The sequence below is a fragment of the Streptomyces sp. NPDC048479 genome (assembly GCF_040651435.1).
GTDB lineage: Bacteria > Actinomycetota > Actinomycetes > Streptomycetales > Streptomycetaceae > Streptomyces.
On the sequence record NZ_JBEZKA010000005.1, the window covers coordinates 282,548 to 300,592 of the forward strand.

General features: G+C 70.4%; 17 protein-coding genes. 15 read left to right on the forward strand and 2 right to left on the reverse strand.

Going from position 1 to position 18,045, the window contains the following annotated elements:
- Positions 1-41 precede the first annotated feature (41 nt).
- From AB0D12_RS10910 to AB0D12_RS10945, 8 genes are all read left to right on the forward strand, one after another.
- Entirely contained in the window at positions 42-1,151 is a 1,110-nt protein-coding gene (locus tag AB0D12_RS10910) for a quinone-dependent dihydroorotate dehydrogenase (RefSeq protein ID WP_362679473.1), read from the forward strand.
- Positions 1,148-1,999, forward strand: a complete 852-nt coding sequence (pyrF, locus tag AB0D12_RS10915; protein WP_362679476.1) for an orotidine-5'-phosphate decarboxylase — start codon at positions 1,148-1,150, stop codon at positions 1,997-1,999. Before AB0D12_RS10910 ends, pyrF begins: the two co-directional genes overlap by 4 nt.
- A gap of 356 nt (positions 2,000-2,355) precedes the next feature.
- On the forward strand, positions 2,356-2,679 hold the full coding sequence (locus AB0D12_RS10920; protein ID WP_005319887.1) for an integration host factor: 324 nt from the start codon (positions 2,356-2,358) through the stop codon (positions 2,677-2,679).
- Between the two features lie 38 nt (positions 2,680-2,717).
- The gene (gene gmk, locus AB0D12_RS10925) at positions 2,718-3,290 is read left to right on the forward strand and encodes a guanylate kinase (RefSeq protein ID WP_362679479.1); all 573 of its coding nucleotides are present in this window, start codon (positions 2,718-2,720) and stop codon (positions 3,288-3,290) included.
- Positions 3,291-3,377: 87 nt separating this feature from the next.
- On the forward strand, positions 3,378-3,650 hold the full coding sequence (gene rpoZ, locus AB0D12_RS10930) for a DNA-directed RNA polymerase subunit omega (RefSeq protein WP_005319902.1): 273 nt from the start codon (positions 3,378-3,380) through the stop codon (positions 3,648-3,650).
- A gap of 104 nt (positions 3,651-3,754) precedes the next feature.
- Positions 3,755-4,957 (forward strand): bifunctional phosphopantothenoylcysteine decarboxylase/phosphopantothenate--cysteine ligase CoaBC, encoded by a 1,203-nt coding sequence (gene coaBC, locus AB0D12_RS10935; RefSeq protein ID WP_362679729.1) that lies wholly within the window; start codon positions 3,755-3,757, stop codon positions 4,955-4,957.
- Positions 4,958-5,198: 241 nt separating this feature from the next.
- Positions 5,199-6,407 (forward strand): methionine adenosyltransferase, encoded by a 1,209-nt coding sequence (gene metK / locus AB0D12_RS10940; protein ID WP_362679482.1) that lies wholly within the window; start codon positions 5,199-5,201, stop codon positions 6,405-6,407.
- A gap of 117 nt (positions 6,408-6,524) precedes the next feature.
- Positions 6,525-8,669 (forward strand): primosomal protein N', encoded by a 2,145-nt coding sequence (locus AB0D12_RS10945; protein ID WP_362679485.1) that lies wholly within the window; start codon positions 6,525-6,527, stop codon positions 8,667-8,669.
- A 95-nt stretch (positions 8,670-8,764) separates the two neighbouring features.
- On the opposite strand, the gene AB0D12_RS10950 is transcribed toward AB0D12_RS10945, so the two are convergent.
- A complete protein-coding gene (locus tag AB0D12_RS10950) occupies positions 8,765-9,301 on the reverse strand; it encodes a hypothetical protein (RefSeq protein ID WP_362679488.1) in 537 nt (178 codons plus the stop codon).
- A gap of 254 nt (positions 9,302-9,555) precedes the next feature.
- On the opposite strand from AB0D12_RS10950, the gene fmt reads away from it, so the two are divergent.
- The 7 genes from fmt to AB0D12_RS10985 all read left to right on the forward strand — a co-directional run bounded on the left by fmt (position 9,556) and on the right by AB0D12_RS10985 (position 17,431).
- Positions 9,556-10,500: a methionyl-tRNA formyltransferase gene (gene fmt, locus AB0D12_RS10955; protein WP_362679491.1), complete on the forward strand. Its 945-nt coding sequence runs from the start codon at positions 9,556-9,558 to the stop codon at positions 10,498-10,500.
- A 56-nt stretch (positions 10,501-10,556) separates the two neighbouring features.
- The gene (locus AB0D12_RS10960; RefSeq protein WP_362679494.1) at positions 10,557-11,990 is read left to right on the forward strand and encodes a transcription antitermination factor NusB; all 1,434 of its coding nucleotides are present in this window, start codon (positions 10,557-10,559) and stop codon (positions 11,988-11,990) included.
- Between the two features lie 111 nt (positions 11,991-12,101).
- A complete protein-coding gene (locus AB0D12_RS10965; protein ID WP_362679496.1) occupies positions 12,102-12,401 on the forward strand; it encodes a hypothetical protein in 300 nt (99 codons plus the stop codon).
- A 301-nt stretch (positions 12,402-12,702) separates the two neighbouring features.
- Positions 12,703-13,389 carry a ribulose-phosphate 3-epimerase gene (rpe, locus tag AB0D12_RS10970; protein ID WP_362679499.1) on the forward strand — a complete coding sequence of 229 codons (687 nt, stop codon included), beginning with the start codon at positions 12,703-12,705 and terminating at the stop codon, positions 13,387-13,389.
- Between the two features lie 75 nt (positions 13,390-13,464).
- Positions 13,465-14,499, forward strand: coding sequence for a sugar-binding domain-containing protein (locus AB0D12_RS10975; protein WP_362679502.1), 1,035 nt, complete (start codon positions 13,465-13,467; stop codon positions 14,497-14,499).
- Between the two features lie 453 nt (positions 14,500-14,952).
- Complete coding sequence (locus tag AB0D12_RS10980) at positions 14,953-16,416, forward strand: GuaB1 family IMP dehydrogenase-related protein (RefSeq protein WP_362679732.1); 1,464 nt, start codon at positions 14,953-14,955, stop codon at positions 16,414-16,416.
- Between the two features lie 199 nt (positions 16,417-16,615).
- Complete coding sequence (locus AB0D12_RS10985) at positions 16,616-17,431, forward strand: RNA polymerase sigma factor SigF (RefSeq protein ID WP_362679735.1); 816 nt, start codon at positions 16,616-16,618, stop codon at positions 17,429-17,431.
- A 182-nt stretch (positions 17,432-17,613) separates the two neighbouring features.
- Here AB0D12_RS10985 and AB0D12_RS10990 read toward each other — a convergent pair whose 3' ends face one another.
- Entirely contained in the window at positions 17,614-18,012 is a 399-nt protein-coding gene (locus AB0D12_RS10990; RefSeq protein WP_362679505.1) for an ATP-binding protein, read from the reverse strand.
- Positions 18,013-18,045 lie beyond the last annotated feature (33 nt).

Here is an 18,045-nt window from a genome sequence, read left to right on the forward strand (position 1 = left end):
CTGGGGGTGTCCCCCAGAAAACACAGCGTGAGGACGCCTCCATGTACAAGTTCTTCTTCAATTTGGTCTTCAAGCGGATGGATCCGGAGGAGGCCCACTACCTGGCCTTCCGCTGGATCCGCCTCGCGGTCCGCATCCCCGTACTGCGTACGTTCGTCGCCGCGGCTCTCGCGCCCCGGTACAAGGAACTGCGCACCGAGGCGCTCGGCCTGCGGATGCACGGTCCCTTCGGCCTCGCCGCAGGCTTCGACAAGAACGCCGTCGCCATCGACGGAATGTCGATGCTCGGCTTCGACCACATCGAGATCGGCACGGTCACCGCACAGCCGCAGCCGGGCAATCCCAAGAAGCGGCTTTTCCGGCTCGTAGCGGACCGTGCGCTGATCAACCGCATGGGCTTCAACAACGAGGGCTCGGCGGCCGTGGCGGAGCGCCTGGGCGCCCGCAAGGCGGTCTTCGCGACCACGGTCGGCGTCAACATCGGCAAGACCAAGGTCGTGCCGGAGGCGGAGGCCGTGGGCGACTACGTCACCTCCACCGAGCGACTCGCGCGCCACGCCGACTACCTGGTCGTCAACGTCTCGTCGCCGAACACGCCCGGTCTGCGCAACCTCCAGGCGACCGAGTCGCTGCGCCCGCTGCTCACCGCCGTACGCGAGGCCGCCGACCGGAGTGTGCAGGACCGCCGCGTCCCGCTCCTCGTCAAGATCGCGCCGGACCTCGCGGACGAAGATGTCGACGCGGTCGCGGACCTCGCCCTCGAGCTGGGCCTCGACGGAATCATCGCCACCAACACGACGATCGCGCGGGACGGCCTGGGCCTGAAGTCCGAACCGGACCTGGTCAAGGAGACGGGTGGCCTGTCCGGCGCGCCCGTGAAGGACCGCTCGCTGGAGGTCCTGCGGCGGCTGTACGCGCGTGTGGGCGACCGGATCACGCTCGTGGGCGTCGGGGGCATCGAGAACGCCGAGGACGCCTGGCAGCGGATCCTGGCGGGCGCCACGCTGGTCCAGGGCTACAGCGCGTTCATCTACGAGGGTCCCGTCTACGCCCGCGCCATCCACAAGGGCCTGGCGGCGCGGCTCGCGGCCGGCCCGTACGACACGCTCGCCGATGCTGTCGGCGCCGAGACCCGAAAGGCCACCGCATGACCCCCCTTCAGACCACGGCGCCCTTCGGCGCACGCCTGCGCCACGCCATGGACACCCGTGGACCGCTCTGCGTCGGCATCGACCCGCACGCGTCCCTGCTGACCGCGTGGGGCCTGAACGACGACATCGCCGGCCTGGAGCGCTTCACGCGCACGGTCGTGGAGGCGCTGGCCGACCGGGTCGCCGTGCTCAAGCCGCAGTCGGCGTTCTTCGAGCGCTTCGGCTCTCGGGGCATCGCCGTACTGGAGAAGGCGGTGGAGGAGGCGCGTGCGGCGGGTGCGCTGGTCCTGATGGACGCCAAACGCGGCGACATCGGCTCGACGATGGGCGCGTACGCGGCGACCTACCTCGACAAGGACTCGCCGCTCTTCTCGGACGCGGTGACCGTCTCCCCGTATCTCGGCTTCGGCTCGCTGCGCCCGGCGCTGGACGCGGCCGCTGTGTCGGGTGCGGGCGTCTTCGTGCTGGCCCTCACCTCCAATCCGGAGGGCGCGGAGGTCCAGCGCTCCACGACCGCGGACGGCCGCTCCCTGGCCCAGCTGATGCTCGACCACATGGCGGCCGAGAACGCGGGCGCCGAGCCGCTCGGCTCGGTCGGCGCGGTGGTCGGCGCGACGCTGGGCGACGCCGGTGTGAACCTTGACATCAACGGCCCGCTGCTCGCCCCCGGCATCGGCGCTCAGGGCGCGACGCCCGCGGACCTTCCGGGTGTCTTCGGCGCGGCGGTCGGCAATGTGGTCCCGAGCGTGAGCCGTGGCGTGCTGCGGCACGGCCCGGATGTGGCGGCCCTGCGCGAGTCGGCGACGCGCTTCGCGGACGAGGTGCGCTCGGCGGTCGCCGGGGCCTGAACCCGGGCCTCGGGGCGCGGGGGTCCTGTTCGCTGCGGGCGCAGGCGCGACCAAAGCTGTGGTCCCAGGTGGGGCAGCGGCCCTGCCTGGGCAGCTTCGGAATCCTCCGCGGCCTGCCCAATGACAGAATCTCGGCCCAAAAGTCGGTCGTTTCGCCAGAAATGTCCCAGTCGGTCGATGCTGACCAGGACTTTTCGTCTGTTCTCGCTGACTGGAGCGGTCCTGGCCGCTAGTCTCCGTCGAGGAGTAAACGTGCAGCGCAGGTGCATTGCGTTGCGCGTTGCTCGCCTGGTGTGGGGCGACTAGCTTCCTCACCGGTCCGTATCCGACAGTTCGACATCCGAGGTGACGTAGGCGTGGCTCTTCCGCCCCTTACCCCTGAACAGCGCGCAGCCGCGCTCGAAAAGGCCGCCGCGGCTCGCCGGGAGCGGGCCGAGGTCAAGAATCGACTCAAGCACTCCGGCGCCTCGCTCCACGAGGTCATCAAGCAGGGCCAGGAGAACGACGTCATCGGCAAGATGAAGGTCTCCGCTCTTCTTGAGTCCCTGCCGGGCGTGGGCAAGGTCCGCGCCAAGCAGATCATGGAGCGGCTCGGCATCTCCGAGAGTCGCCGTGTGCGCGGTCTCGGCTCCAACCAGATCGCGTCACTTGAGCGCGAGTTCGGCGGCGGTGCCGCCTGACGTTCTCGGGCACTCCCGGGAACCTGGATAATCGCTGCATGGCAGCAGAGGTACGTCCGCGGCTGACCGTGCTCTCCGGCCCCTCCGGGGTCGGTAAGAGCACGGTCGTCGCCCATATGCGCAAGGTCCACCCCGAGGTATGGCTCTCGGTGTCGGCCACCACAAGAAAGCCGCGCCCCGGCGAGCGCCACGGCGTTCAGTACTTCTTCGTCAGCGACGAAGAGTTCGACAAGCTGATCGCCAATGGCGAGCTGCTGGAATGGGCCGAGTTCGCGGGCAATCGCTACGGCACACCGCGCCGTGCGGTCCTCGAACGCCTGGAGGCGGGCGAGCCCGTGCTGCTGGAGATCGATCTCCAGGGCGCACGGCAGGTCAAGGAGTCCATGCCGGACTCGCAGCTGGTCTTCCTGGCCCCGCCGAGCTGGGAGGAACTGGTCCGTCGGCTCACCGGCCGCGGCACCGAGTCTCACGAGGTCATCGAGCGCCGGCTGGCGGCCGCGAAGGTCGAGCTGGCCGCCGAGTCGGAGTTCGATACCACCCTGGTCAATACCTCCGTCGAGGACGTGGCCCGTGAGCTGCTAGCCTTGATGCAGCTGTCTCCTGGGGACTGAAACATCAGCGGTTGACACCGTTGGCCCCCGGACCCCCAGTGTTTGATCTTTGTCCGAACATTTTGCACGTTCTTCGGAAGGCTTAGCGTGTCCTCTTCCATCACTGCGCCCGAGGGCATCATCAACCCGCCGATCGACGAGCTGCTCGAGGCCACTGACTCGAAGTACAGCCTCGTGATCTACGCGGCCAAGCGCGCGCGCCAGATCAACGCGTACTACTCGCAGCTCGGCGAGGGTCTGCTCGAGTACGTCGGTCCGCTGGTGGACACCCACGTCCACGAGAAGCCGCTCTCGATCGCCCTGCGTGAGATCAACGCGGGTCTGCTGACCTCGGAGGCCATTGAGGGCCCGGCTCAGTAGGCACATTCTGTTCCTTCACCACAGGCCCGGCGGAGCGTCCGCCGGGTCTGTGGTGTGTCATGGGGAGGGTACGCATCCGAATGCGGGGAGACGCAGCAGTGTCACTGGACAAGCCGAAGGTCGTTCTGGGGGTCAGCGGAGGCATCGCCGCGTACAAGGCGTGCGAGCTGCTGCGGAGGCTGACCGAGTCGGGTCACGACGTACGGGTGGTGCCGACCGCGTCGGCACTGCACTTCGTCGGCGCGGCGACCTGGTCGGCGCTCTCCGGCCACCCCGTCTCGACCGAGGTCTGGTCCGACGTCCACGAGGTGCCGCACGTACGGATCGGACAGGACGCCGATCTGGTCGTCGTCGCGCCCGCCACCGCCGACATGCTCGCCAAGGCGGCCCACGGCCTCGCCGACGACCTGCTCACCAATACGCTCCTGACCGCCCGCTGTCCGGTGGTCTTCGCGCCCGCGATGCACACCGAGATGTGGGAGCACCAGGCCACCCAGGAGAATGTGGCGACGCTGCGCCGCCGTGGAGCCGTTGTGATCGAGCCGGCCGTGGGGCGGCTCACCGGTGTGGACACCGGCAAGGGCAGGCTTCCGGATCCGGGCGAGATCTTCGAGGTCTGCCGCCGGGTGCTCGCCCGCGGTGTCGCCGCGCCGGATCTCGTCGGCCGCCATGTTGTCGTCAGCGCGGGCGGCACGCGCGAGCCGCTCGACCCGGTCCGCTACCTGGGGAACCGCTCCTCCGGCAAGCAGGGGTACGCCCTGGCGCGCACCGCGGCGGCCCGCGGCGCCAGGGTCACGCTCATCGAGGCGAACACCGGGATACCGGACCCTGCGGGCGTCGACGTGGTCCACGTCGGCACAGCGGTCCAGCTGCGCGAGGCCGTGCTCAAGGCGGCTGCGGCTGCCGATGCCGTGGTGATGGCCGCGGCCGTCGCGGACTTCCGCCCCGTCGCGTACGCCGAAGGCAAGATCAAGAAGAAGGACGGCCAGGAGCCCGCGCCCATCGCACTGGTCCGCAACCCGGACATACTGGCGGAGATCTCCACCGAACGGGCCCGCCCCGTCCAGGTCATCGTCGGCTTCGCCGCGGAGACCGACGACGTCCTCGCCAACGGCCGCGACAAGCTGCGCCGCAAGGGCTGCGACCTGCTCGTGGTCAATGAGGTGGGGGAGCGCAAGACCTTCGGCTCCGAGGAGAACGAAGCCGTGGTGCTCGCCGCGGACGGCGGCGAGACGCAGGTGCCTCACGGACCCAAGGAATCCCTCGCGGACACCGTGTGGGACCTTGTTGTGCCGCGACTCGGGTGAATTCTTGGATTCGCCCAGTGGATGTATGAAACCCCATGAAAGCCAGCGAAACCCTCGCGAATTGGGGCTGATCGGCCTACAGTTTTCAGCCGAGTCACAGGTCACAGAGCTCCCACGGAGCGAGACGGGTGGTCCGGCGGGGGAGGGCGACCGATAAACTGCTCGTGGAACGTCGCGGGGCGCAGCCCCCGGCCGGTCCAAAAATGATCAGCCAGCAGCCGCTGCAACCCCAGGGAGCGATGTGTCCCGCCGTCTCTTCACCTCGGAGTCCGTGACCGAGGGTCACCCCGACAAGATCGCTGACCAGATCAGCGACACCATTCTCGACGCCCTTCTGCAGGAGGACCCGACCTCCCGCGTTGCCGTGGAGACCTTGATCACTACCGGCCTGGTGCATGTGGCCGGCGAGGTGACCACCAAGGCGTACGCCGACATCCCCACGCTCGTGCGGAACAAGATCCTTGAGATCGGTTACGACTCCTCGAAGAAGGGCTTCGACGGCGCGTCCTGCGGCGTCTCGGTCTCCATCGGCGCGCAGTCGCCGGACATCGCGCAGGGCGTCGACACCGCGTACGAGAAGCGCGTCGAGGGCGACGAGGACGAGCTCGACAAGCAGGGCGCCGGCGACCAGGGCCTGATGTTCGGCTACGCCTGCGACGAGACGCCCGCGTTGATGCCGCTGCCGATCCACCTGGCGCACCGGCTCTCCCGCCGCCTCTCCGAGGTCCGCAAGAACGGGACCATCCCCTACCTGCGCCCCGACGGCAAGACCCAGGTCACCATCGAGTACGACGGTGACAAGGCCGTGCGGCTGGACACTGTGGTCGTCTCCTCGCAGCACGCGTCCGACATCGACCTGGACTCGCTGCTCGCCCCCGACATCCGCGAGTTCGTCGTCGAGCATGTGCTGAATCAGCTCGTCGAGGACGGCATCAAGCTGGACACCGACGGCTACCGGCTGCTGGTCAACCCGACGGGCCGGTTCGAGATCGGTGGCCCGATGGGTGACGCGGGCCTGACCGGCCGGAAGATCATCATCGACACCTACGGTGGCATGGCCCGCCACGGCGGCGGCGCGTTCTCGGGCAAGGACCCGTCGAAGGTGGACCGCTCGGCCGCGTACGCGATGCGCTGGGTCGCCAAGAACGTGGTGGCCGCCGGCCTCGCGGCACGCTGCGAGGTCCAGGTCGCGTACGCCATCGGCAAGGCCGAGCCGGTCGGACTCTTCGTCGAGACCTTCGGCACGGCCACGCTCGAGGTCGACAAGATCGAGCAGGCCATCGCCGAGGTCTTCGACCTCCGTCCGGCCGCCATCATCCGCGACCTGGACCTGCTGCGCCCGATCTACGCACAGACCGCGGCGTACGGCCACTTCGGCCGCGAACTCGCGGACTTCACGTGGGAGCGCACGGACCGCGTGGACGCGCTGCGCAAGGCCGCGGGGCTGTAGGGCTCCGTAAGCCACAACGCCCATGTGACGGCCCCGGACCGCAAAGGTCCGGGGCCGTCGCGCGTACCGGGGTTCGGGCGGGCGGCCGTGTCAGTGGCGTCTGGTAGGAATTTGGCTGTGAGCAGCGACAACAAGCAGCCCGAAGAGCCCGCCGCCGGTGGGCCGGAGCAGCTTGCGCTCATCCGGGAGACCGTGCGCAAGGCCAAGGTGCCCAAGGCCAAGCCGCGGACCTGGCGTGGGGCCGCGCTGGCCAAGGAACTGCCCGTGGCGCGCGTCATGGTCAACAAGGGCGTGCTCCATCTCGACCAGTACTTCGACTACGCCGTGCCCGAGGAGCTGGACGCGGACGCGCAGCCCGGAGTGCGGGTGCGGGTGCGGTTCGGGGCCGGGGCGCACCGGGTGCGGGAAGGCCGGCGTGAAGGCGGCGGGCTGATCGACGGGTTTCTCATCGAGCGGCGCGCGGAGTCCGACTACGCGGGAGCGCTCGCGGCGCTCGCCTACGTGGTCTCGCCCGAGCCGGTGCTCAGCCCCGAGATGCTTGCCCTCGCGCGCGCGGTCGCCGATCGGTACGCCGGCAGCCTGGCGGATGTGCTGCAGCTCGCCGTCCCGCCCAGGAACGGGCGGGCCGAGTCGAAGCCCTCGCCGGAGCCGCTGCCGTCGCCGGCCGCGCCGGAGGCAGGTAGCTGGGGGCGGTACGGGCGTGGGGCGGCGTTTTTGGAGGCGCTCGCGAGTGGTGGCGCGCCGCGGGCCGTGTGGACCGCGCTCCCCGGGCCGCAGTGGCCGGACGAGCTGGCGCGGGCCGTCGCGGCAACGCTGGCCTCCGGGCGGGGCGCGCTGGTGGTCGTGCCCGACGGGCGGCGCGCGGCGCGGGTCGATACCGCAGTGATCGCGCTGCTGGGGGAGGGGCGGCATGCGGTGCTGACCGCCGAGTCCGGGCCCGAGAAGCGGTACCGGCAGTGGCTCGCCGTGCGCCGGGGGTCGGTGCGGGCCGTCGTCGGCACCCGGGCCGCGATGTTCGCACCAGTCCAGGATCTCGGCCTCGTCGCGATCTGGGACGACGGCGACTCGAGCCACAGCGATGAGAACGCACCGTTCCCGCATGTGCGCGAGGTGCTCGAGCTGCGGGCCAGGCACGACTCGTGCGGCTTTCTGCTGGGGAGTACGAGCTGCACGGTGGAGGCCGCCCAGCTGGTGGCGAGCGGGTGGGCCCTGCCGCTGATCGCCGACCGGGAGCAGGTGCGCAGCGCCGCGCCCTTGGTGCGTACCGTCGGGGACGGCGAGCTGGCGCGGGACGAGGCGGCGCGGGCGGCGCGGCTGCCCAGTCTGGCCTGGCGGACCGTACGGGACGGGCTGAAGAGCGGGCCGGTGCTGGTGCAGGTGCCGAGGCGGGGCTATGTGCCGAGGCTGGCGTGCGAGCGATGCCGGACGCCCGCCCGGTGCCGGCACTGCTCAGGACCCCTGGAAGCGCCGGACGCGCACGATCTGAAGTGCGGCTGGTGCGGCCGCGGTGCGCCGGACTGGCACTGCGTCGCGTGCGGGAGTACGAAGCTGCGCGCCCAGATCGTCGGTGCACGGCGCACGGCGGAGGAGCTCGGCCGGGCCTTCCCCGCCGTCCAGGTACGTACATCGGGCCGGGACCATGTGCTGGACACCGTGCCGGGGCGCCCCGCGCTGGTGGTGAGCACGCCCGGCGCGGAGCCCGTCGCGGACGGCGGATACGCGGCGGCGCTGCTGCTCGACGGCTGGGCGATGCTCGGACGGCCCGATCTACGGGCGGGCGAGGATGCGCTGCGGCGCTGGATGGACGCTGCCTCGCTGGTGCGCGGGCAGAGCGAGGGCGGCACGGTGGTGATCGTCGCCGAGCCGACGCTGCGGCCCGTGCAGGCTCTGGTGCGCTGGGACCCGGTGGGACACGCGCAGCGCGAGCTCGGCGAGCGGGCCGAGCTGGGATTCCCGCCGGTGTCTCGGATGGCCGCGGTGACCGGCCGGGGGGAGGCGATCGCCGCCTTCTTGGCGACGGCCGAGCTCCCGGGCGACGCCGAGGTGCTTGGCCCTGTTCCGGTGCCGGCCACCGACCCCGGCAGGCCCCGCAGGCCGGGTGATCCCCCGCTGGGTGAGGTGTGGGAGCGGGTGCTGCTGAGGGTTCCGCCGGGCAGCGGTTCGGCGCTCGCCGCCGCGCTGAAGACCGCACAGGCGGCCAGGACGGCACGCGGCGGCGGCGAGCCGGTACGGATCAGAATCGACCCGCCGGACATCGGCTGAGGCTGACGGCGGGAAGTCCCCGCCAACGAGGGCAGGACCCCGTACTGGAAGCGGCTGCCCCCGCCCCGAAGGGGGCAGGGGCAGCCGGCGGAAGGTCAGCCGTTGCGCGGGCCGGGGAAGGCGCTCGGGCGGACCTCCTCGCGGAGGGACTGGCTGCTGACCGTCGGCTGCGGCGGCATCGCACGGGCGGCGGGCACGGCAGGCAGTCCCGGGCCGACCGCCAGGGCATGGGTGGTGGCCGTCTCCGCGCCGTGGTCCAGATCGGCCGGACCCGCCTGCTGCGCGGCCCGCCGCGCGCCGTAACGGCGGTGCACCGCCTGCTTGGTGACCCCGAGTGCCGAGCCCACCGCGTCCCACGAGAAGCCCAGCGAACGGTCGAAGTCCACCGCGGCGGTCACCAGAGTCTCGACGCTGTCCCGCAGCTCCTGTGCGAGACGGACGGTCGGAGCCGGGGCCCTGCCGTAGACGACGAAGCCCGTGGAAGGGCCTGAGCGGCGCGGGCGGTAGACATTGCCCAGCTGGGCGGTGAGCGTGCGCAGAGCATCCACCTGCCGGCGGACCCGCTCGATGTCCCGCACCAACAGATGCAGGCTTGCCCGGGCTTGGGCGTCGTGGGTTGCGTGGTCGGCCATGGACAAGCCTCTCGAACCGGCGTTGAAAAGGGGCCGGGCAGCATCGTGGCGGCCCGCTTTCGGTCAATCTCTCTTGACCAACGCTCAACCCGGCGATGTGGTCACGCTGCGGGGGCGTATGCGTATGTGCGCGGGGCGCACAGTCCTCCGTACGCCCCCTGCTGCCCCGCGCATAGACTGGTGCGCTGCTCGTCACCGCACCGCATGCACGCCAGTTACCTGCACGTATCAGCCTGAGAGGCAGTCAGCCACCGATGAAGCTCGTCTTCGCAGGCACCCCCGAGGTCGCCGTACCCGCCCTGGACGCACTGATCGCCTCCGACCGGCATGAAGTGGCCGCCGTCGTCACCAGGCCGGACGCCCCCGCCGGGCGCGGCCGCCATCTGGTCGCCAGTCCGGTCGCCCAGCGGGCCGAGGAGGCCGGGATCGAGGTGCTCAAGCCGGTCAAGCCGCGGGACGAGGAGTTCCTGGCGCGGCTGCGCGAGATCGCGCCCGACTGCTGCCCGGTCGTCGCCTACGGTGCGCTGCTGCCGAAGGTGGCGCTGGACGTGCCGGCCCGCGGCTGGGTCAATCTGCACTTCTCGCTGCTGCCCGCCTGGCGTGGCGCCGCACCCGTCCAGCACGCCATCATCGCCGGGGACGAGGTGACCGGCGCCTCCACCTTCCTGATCGAGGAAGGGCTGGACTCGGGCCCGGTCTACGGGGTGATCACCGAGCAGGTGCGGTCCACCGACACCAGCGGCGATCTGCTCACCCGGCTCGCTTTCGCCGGCGCCGGGCTGCTTGTCGCAACCATGGACGGCATCGAGGACGGCAACCTGCAGGCCGTGCCGCAGCCGGCCGAGGGCATCTCGCTCGCGCCGAAGATCAACGTCGAGGACGCCCACCTGGACTGGACGGCTCCGGCGCTCCGCCTCGACCGCCTCGTACGCGGCTGCACGCCCGCTCCCGGTGCCTGGACGGTCTTCCGTGGCGAGCGGCTCAAGCTGATCCAGGCGGCGCTGCTGCCCGACCGCACGGCCCTCGCGCCCGGACAGCTCTCGGCCGGCAAGAACAATGTGTACGTCGGCACCGGATCGCACGCCCTCGAGCTGCTCTGGGTCCAGCCGCAGGGCAAGAAGCCGATGCGGGCCGCCGACTGGGCGCGCGGGGTGCGGATCGCCCCGGGCGAGCGGGTGGGAGCCGCGGACGTAGGCTGAGGGGGTTCGACCCTTTCAGCTGAGAGGGGTTCGACCCTTTCAATCGCGGAGCACCTTTGAACGAGCAGGCACATCGCCGTCCCCCGAAGCCGTACCGCCGCCCCAAGAAGGATCCCGTGCGGATCCTCGCCTTCGAGGCGCTGCGGGCCGTCGACGAGCGGGACGCGTACGCGAATCTCGTTCTGCCGCCCCTGCTCAAGAAGGCCAGGGAGAAGGACGATTTCGACGGGCGGGACGCGGCGCTCGCCACCGAGCTCGTGTACGGGACGCTGCGCCGCCAGGGTACGTACGACGCGATCATCGCGACCTGCATCGACAGGCCGCTGCGCGAGGTCGACCCGCCGGTGCTCGATGTGCTCGCGCTCGGTGCGCACCAGCTGCTCGGGACGCGGATCCCCTCGCATGCCGCGGTCTCGGCGAGCGTGGAGCTGGCCCGGGTGGTGCTCGGCGACGGGCGGGCGAGGTTCGTCAACGCCGTACTGCGGAAGATCGCCCAGGACGACCTCGACGCCTGGCTGGAGCGGGTCGCGCCGCCGTACGACGAGGACGCCGAGGACTATCTGGCCGTGGTGCACTCGCATCCGCGGTGGATCGTCTCCGCGCTGTGGGACTCACTCGGCGGCGGGCGCGCCGGGATCGAGGACCTGTTGGAGGCCGACAACGAGCGGCCCGAGGTGACGCTCGTCGCCCGGCCGGGACGTTCCACGGCCGATGAGCTGCTCGAGGCGCTGGGGGAGGAGTCGGGGCTGCCGGGACGCTGGTCGCCGTACGCCGTGCGGCTGGCCGAGGGCGGCGAGCCCGGCGCCATCGACGCCGTACGGGAGGGGCGGGCCGGAGTCCAGGACGAGGGCAGCCAGCTTGTCGCGATCGCCCTGGCCAACGCGCCGCTGGACGGTCCCGACGAGCGCTGGCTCGACGGCTGCGCGGGACCCGGCGGCAAGGCGGCGCTGCTGGCCGCGCTCGCCGCGCAGCGGGGTGCGTCGCTGCTGGCTTCCGAGAAGCAGCCGCACCGGGCCCGGCTGGTGGAGCGGGCGCTGGCCGGCAACCCCGGCCCGTACCAGGTCATCACGGCCGACGGCACCCGGCCGCCGTGGCTGCCCGGCTCGTTCGACCGCGTACTGATGGACGTGCCGTGCACCGGGCTCGGCGCGCTGCGGCGCAGGCCCGAAGCCCGCTGGCGCAGGCGCCCCGAGGACCTCGAGGGCTTCGCGCCGCTCCAACGTGCGCTGCTGCGCGAGGCGTTGAGTGCCGTACGGGTCGGGGGAGTGGTCGGATACGCGACCTGCTCGCCGCATCTCGCGGAGACCCGGGTGGTCGTGGACGACGTGCTCAGGGGCCGAGGGGGCCCGGCCGTGGAAGCCGAACTGCTCGACGCGCGGCCTCTGATCCCGGGCGTTCCCGCGCTGGGCGAGGGACCCGACGTACAGCTGTGGCCCCATCTGCACGGCACGGACGCGATGTATCTCGCGCTGCTGCGCCGTACGGCCTGAGGCGTACAGCCAGCCCAGCCAGCCGGAGGTGTACTTCAATTCGCTGCCTTACGGACGCGAACAAGGTCCGGAATTCCTCTCGGTGCATGACTTCTCGTTACGATGAACCGCATGTTTCACGCCACATCAGAGTGGCTGGATCAGCGAGGGTCGGGCTTTGGTGCGGCCAACAACCAGCCCGTGTGTTCCATCCTGGACAACAACACGAGCTCGGCCAAGTGCACAGAGCTCAAGCTGTGTTCGAACATCATCGCCGACGGATGCACCCAGGACTCGGGCGCTTTCACCCAGTACGCGGGCCCCGTCCATCAGAAGCGGGGAGGCTGTGGGGAGGTCACCGCGATCATGAAGACATCTTCCGGTGCATCGACCGCACTCATTGACGCCGTCCGCGGCACGACCGCCTGCTGACGGCGTTTCCTGCGCCAGTCCGGCGCGGCGCTTCTCCCGGTCCGCACTCTTCCGCGGCCGGGAGCACCGCCCTCCTGCCGTCCTGTCGAGGGGCCTGTGGTGCGTCGGTGATGATCACCAGGGGTCGTCGCTGTCCGCGTGCCCGTCCCTTGTGCGCGTCCGCCATGACGCCCCCAATTACCCCTGGTGCCGGGCCGAATCACCGGGATTGCACGGACTGTGCTGATTCGTGGAGCCTCTGGTCCATACCGGGAGCCCTACTGGGGAGGGGAAGCGCCCCGGAACGTGGCAGGCTTGGCCCATGGCCGTTCAGATCACTCCCAGCATCCTCTCCGCCGACTTCTCCCGTCTGGCGGAGGAGGCCAGAGCCGTCGAGGGCGCCGACTGGCTCCATGTCGATGTCATGGACAACCACTTCGTGCCCAACCTCACCCTGGGCGTGCCGGTCGTGGAATCCCTCAGCCGCGCGACGGACACCCCGCTGGACTGCCATCTGATGATCGAGGACCCCGATCGGTGGGCCCCGCAGTACGTCGAGGCGGGGGCCGGATCCGTCACCTTCCATGTCGAGGCAGCCGCCGCTCCGGTACGGCTGGCGCGCGAGATCCGGGCCAAGGGCGCCCGCGCGTCGATGGCGCTCAAGCCCGCCACCCCCATCGAGCCGTACGAGGACCTGCTCCCCGAGCTCGACATGCTGCTGATCATGACCGTGGAACCCGGCTTCGGCGGCCAGGCGTTCCTGGACATCATGCTGCCCAAGATCCGCCGCACCCGGGAGCTGATCTCCAAGCACGGCCTCGAGCTGTGGCTGCAGGTCGACGGCGGGGTTTCGGAGGCGACGATCGAGCGCTGTGCCGAGGCGGGCGCGGACGTTTTCGTCGCCGGTTCCGCGGTGTACGGGGCGCAGGACCCGGCGCAGGCGGTGCGGGCACTGCGCGGCAAGGCGCAGCAGACCGTCACCTCGGCGGCCTGGGCTTGCAACCACTGAGCCACAAGCAAGTGAACTCGGCCCATCAGGGCCGATCAAGGACCGGCGGATCTGACAGGATGACGGATCCGGAGTGTGTACAGCAGTGAGGAGATCGCGGTGTCGACGGGCCGGTCAGCCATGCGGATGGGACCCGCGGAGCTGGTGCAGGCGGCGGCCATGGCCCGCCGCTTCTATCTCGAGGGCAAATCCAAGATCCAGATCGCGGAGGAGTTCGGCGTCAGCCGCTTCAAGGTCGCGCGGGTTCTGGAGACGGCGCTCGAGCGTGATCTCGTACGGATCGAGATCCGCGTACCCGCCGAGCTGGACGCAGAGCGCTCCGACGCGCTCCGCGCCCGCTACGGCCTGCGGCACGCGGTCGTGGTGGAGTCCCCGGCGGAGGGTGAGGACGAGTCGCCCGACCCGGAGAACCTGGGCGAGGTGGCCGCCGACCTGCTCGGCGAGCTGGTGAACGAGGGCGATGTGCTGGGTCTGGCCTGGGGCCGGTCCACCATCCATATGGCGGCCGCGCTCGACCGGCTGCCGCCGTGCACGGTCGTCCAGCTCACGGGCGTGTACGACGCCGGGACCGCCGAGCGCGGCTCCGTCGAGGCGGTACGGCGTGCCGCGCAGGTCTCCGGCGGCGAGGCCCACCCCATCTATGCCCCGATGCTGCTGCCCGACCCGGCGACCGCCGCGGCGCTGCGCAACCAGACCGGGATCGCCCGCGCCTTCGAGTACTTCGACAAGGTCACCGTCGCTGCGGTCTCCATCGGCTCCTGGGAGCCGGGTATCTCGACCGTGCACGACATGCTCACCGACGAGGAGCGCGCGCACTACGCCTCGCTCGGCGTCGCCGCCGAGATGTCCGCCCACCTCTTCGACGCGGAGGGCCGTCGGGTCGGCCGCGACCTGGGCGAGCGGTGCATCACGGTCGAGGCCGACCGGCTGCGCCGTATCCCCGAGGTGGTGGCGATCGCGGGCGGCCAGCGCAAGGCGGAGGCGATCGCTGCCGTGCTGCGCTCCGGCCTGGTCACCAGCCTGGTGACGGACACCGCGGCAGCCGACCAGCTGCTGATGGCCCCGCCCGGACCGCGGCCCGCACTCGACCGGGCTGACCCGGACGACTGATGGGACGGTTCGCAGGACGACTGCCGGCCCCGCCGTCGGGGGCCGGCAGCCCGAGTCACGGCCGCGCTTCGTGCACCGGGTTGAACGGTGTCTCCGACCGGGTCCAGTGCGTAACTGCCGGACTGTGAGAAGGCGTTGGGCAGACGGAGGCACGCCCCCAAACGAGAGTGACGCGGCCGACCGGGTCACCCATGTCGTGCAGAGCACCGTCCTGGGCTCATTGTCCGATCCGCCTGTGCCCATTCATGCCTCCCACAGCCTTGGTGCACGCCGTTCGGCCGCGTCGCAGGCGTTCGGTCCCGCACCCGGACACCCACGGCGGACGCGTTTGGAGGATCCTCTCGACCACACGGCCGTGAGCTGGACTTTTCTCCCAGGCCACACATGCGCATGGGCATGGGACAATGAAGTACGTGCGATTTCCCCGGCTGAAATGACCGGGGGCCAACTCCGATCGACTGGGATGATCAGCACGTGCGTTTCCTCAATGACCTGAAGCCGCCGTACGACCTCACGTACGACGACGTTTTCATGGTGCCGAGCCGCTCCGCCGTCGGCTCCCGCCAGGCTGTCGACCTCTCCGCTCCCGACGGCACCGGCACGACCATCCCGCTGGTCGTCGCTAACATGACCGCCATCGCGGGCCGCCGTATGGCCGAGACGCTCGCCCGCCGCGGTGGCCTCGTCGTCATCCCCCAGGACATCCCGATCGACGTCGTCACCGACGTCATCTCCTGGGTCAAGACGCGCCACCTCGTGCTCGACACCCCGATCGTGCTCGCCCCCGGACAGACCGTCGCCGACGCGCTGTCCCTGCTGCCGAAGCGCGCGCATGACGCGGGCGTCGTCGTCGACGCGGACCACCGGCCGATCGGCGTCGTCACCGACGCCGACCTGTCCGGCGTGGACCGCTTCACACAGCTGTCCGAGGTCATGTCCAGGGACCTGCTGCTGCTCGACGCGGACATCGACCCGCGCGACGCCTTCAACAAGCTCGACGCCGCCAACCGTCGCTACGCCCCTGCCGTGGACAAGGACGGCCGGCTGGCCGGCATCCTCACCCGCAAGGGCGCGCTGCGCGCGACCCTCTACAGCCCCGCCGTCGACAACGACGGCAAGCTGCGCATCGCCGCCGCCGTCGGCATCAACGGCGATGTGGCGGGCAAGGCCAAGCAGCTCCTCGACGCGGGCGTCGACACGATCGTCGTCGACACCGCGCACGGCCACCAGGAGTCGATGATCACTGCGATCAAGGCGGTCCGGGCGCTCGACCCGCAGGTGCCGATCGTCGCGGGCAACATCGTCGCCGCCGAGGGTGTACGCGACCTCATCGAGGCCGGCGCGGACATCATCAAGGTCGGTGTGGGCCCCGGCGCCATGTGCACCACCCGCATGATGACCGGCGTGGGCCGGCCGCAGTTCTCGGCCGTGCTGGAGTGCGCCGCCGAGGCGAAGAAGTTCGGCAAGCACGTCTGGGCCGACGGCGGTGTGCGCCACCCGCGCGACGTCGCGATGGCGCTCGCCGCCGGCGCGTCCAACGTCATGGTCGGCTCCTGGTTCGCCGGTACGTACGAGTCGCCGGGCGACCTCCAGCAGACCGCCGACGGGCGTCTGTACAAGGAGTCCTTCGGCATGGCGTCCGCCCGCGCCGTCCGTAACCGTACGAGCGAGGAGTCGGCGTACGACCGGGCCCGCAAGGGACTGTTCGAGGAGGGCATCTCCACCTCCCGGATGTTCCTCGACCCGACCCGGCCCGGTGTCGAGGACCTGATCGACTCGATCATCGCGGGCGTCCGCTCCTCCTGCACCTACGCCGGCGCCGGCTCGCTCGAGGAGTTCGCCGAGAAGGCGATTGTCGGCATTCAGAGTGCCGCCGGCTATGCCGAGGGCCAGCCCCTGCACGCCAGCTGGAGCTGACAACTTCCATCCGTGTCCGGCCCGTGCGCTCGCCGCGCGGGCCGGCGGTGTTTTGGCATCAACTCGCTTTCCCCAGGCATGTGTGGAGCAAGCCGGGGTATACGCGCTCTGCACTGACAACGGAGCAGGGGAGGACGAAGTGTCCACGGCGAGCACGGTCCCGGCCGAACGCACGCAGCCTGGAACACAGCGCCCGAACATGGCGGAGCTGGATCTTCCGGACGTGGCGAACCCGGGGGAGGTGGCACCCAAGGACGCACGTGAGATCTCGAAGCTCTTCTTCGTTCGGCTCGCCTCGCTGGAGGAGGGAACGCACGAGCATCAATACGTACGGAACACACTCATCGAACTCAACCTGGCGCTCGTCAGGTACGCGGCCGGCCGGTTCCGTAACCGCGCGGAGCAGATGGAGGACATCGTCCAGGTCGGCACCATCGGCCTGATCAAGGCGATCGACCGGTTCGAGCTGAGCCGCGAGGTGGAGTTCGCGACCTTCGCCATCCCGTACATCGTCGGTGAGATCAAGCGGTTCTTCCGCGACACGAGCTGGGCCGTGCATGTGCCGCGCCGGCTGCAGGAGTTGCGGATCGATCTGGCGAAGGCCACCGACGAACTCTCCCAGCAGCTCGACCGCGCGCCGCGCACCGCCGAACTGGCCGAGCACCTCGGGCTCGACGAGGAAGAGATCATCGAAGGCGTGGTCGCCAGCAACGGCTACACGGCCGGCTCGATCGACATGCCCGTGGATGACGCGTCCGACCACGCGTCGACGCCGCTGTCCGACCGGCTCGGCGCGCCCGACGCCGATCTGGAGATCGCGGAGAACGTCCAGGCGCTCAAGCCCCTCATCGAGGAACTCGACGACCGCGACAAGAGGATCCTGCAGATGCGCTTCGGAGAGGAGATGACCCAGTCGGAGATCGGTGTGGAACTGGGCGTTTCCCAGATGCATGTGTCCAGGCTGCTGACGCGCATCACCTCACGGCTGCGTGAGGGCCTGCTTGTGGTGGAGTGAGACTCCACCCCACGCATCACCATTCCCCCCACGGGAGAAGCGGCGTCCCGACCACCGGGACGCCGCTTTCGCCTGCTGTCTTCGGCGTGCGCGATTCCGTGTGCTGCAGTCCGCGTGCTCCAGTCCGCGTGCTCCGGGACCGTGTGCTCCGGGTCCGGGAATCAGCAGCGTCGGCTCTGGGATCAGCAGCTGGACTGAGGCGACACCGGCCGCATCCAGGTCGCCTGCACCCGCTTGCCGTGCGGCAGCGGGCGGACCTCCACCTGGCCCGCGAGCCGGAGCACCATGTGCCAGCCGAATCCGCCGCCGCCGGTGAAATCGGGCTCGCGCGGTACGGGCGGCAGCGGGCTGGAGTCGTCCATCTCCACCACCAGCGTGTCCTGCCCCGCTGTCAGATGCAGCCGCCACCAGCCGGCGGTGTGCCGCAGCGCGTTGGCGACCAGCTCGGAGACGACGAGCAGCACTGCGTCCCCGTCGGCCCAGGGGCAGTAATGCAGCAGGAAGTCCGCGGTCGCGCGGCGGGCTCCCGAGCTGTCTCTGTGTGGCGAATCCTCGATCACCACATGCGGCTCTGCGTTCATCACCGCTCGCATACCCCAGATGTCGCTCTTCAG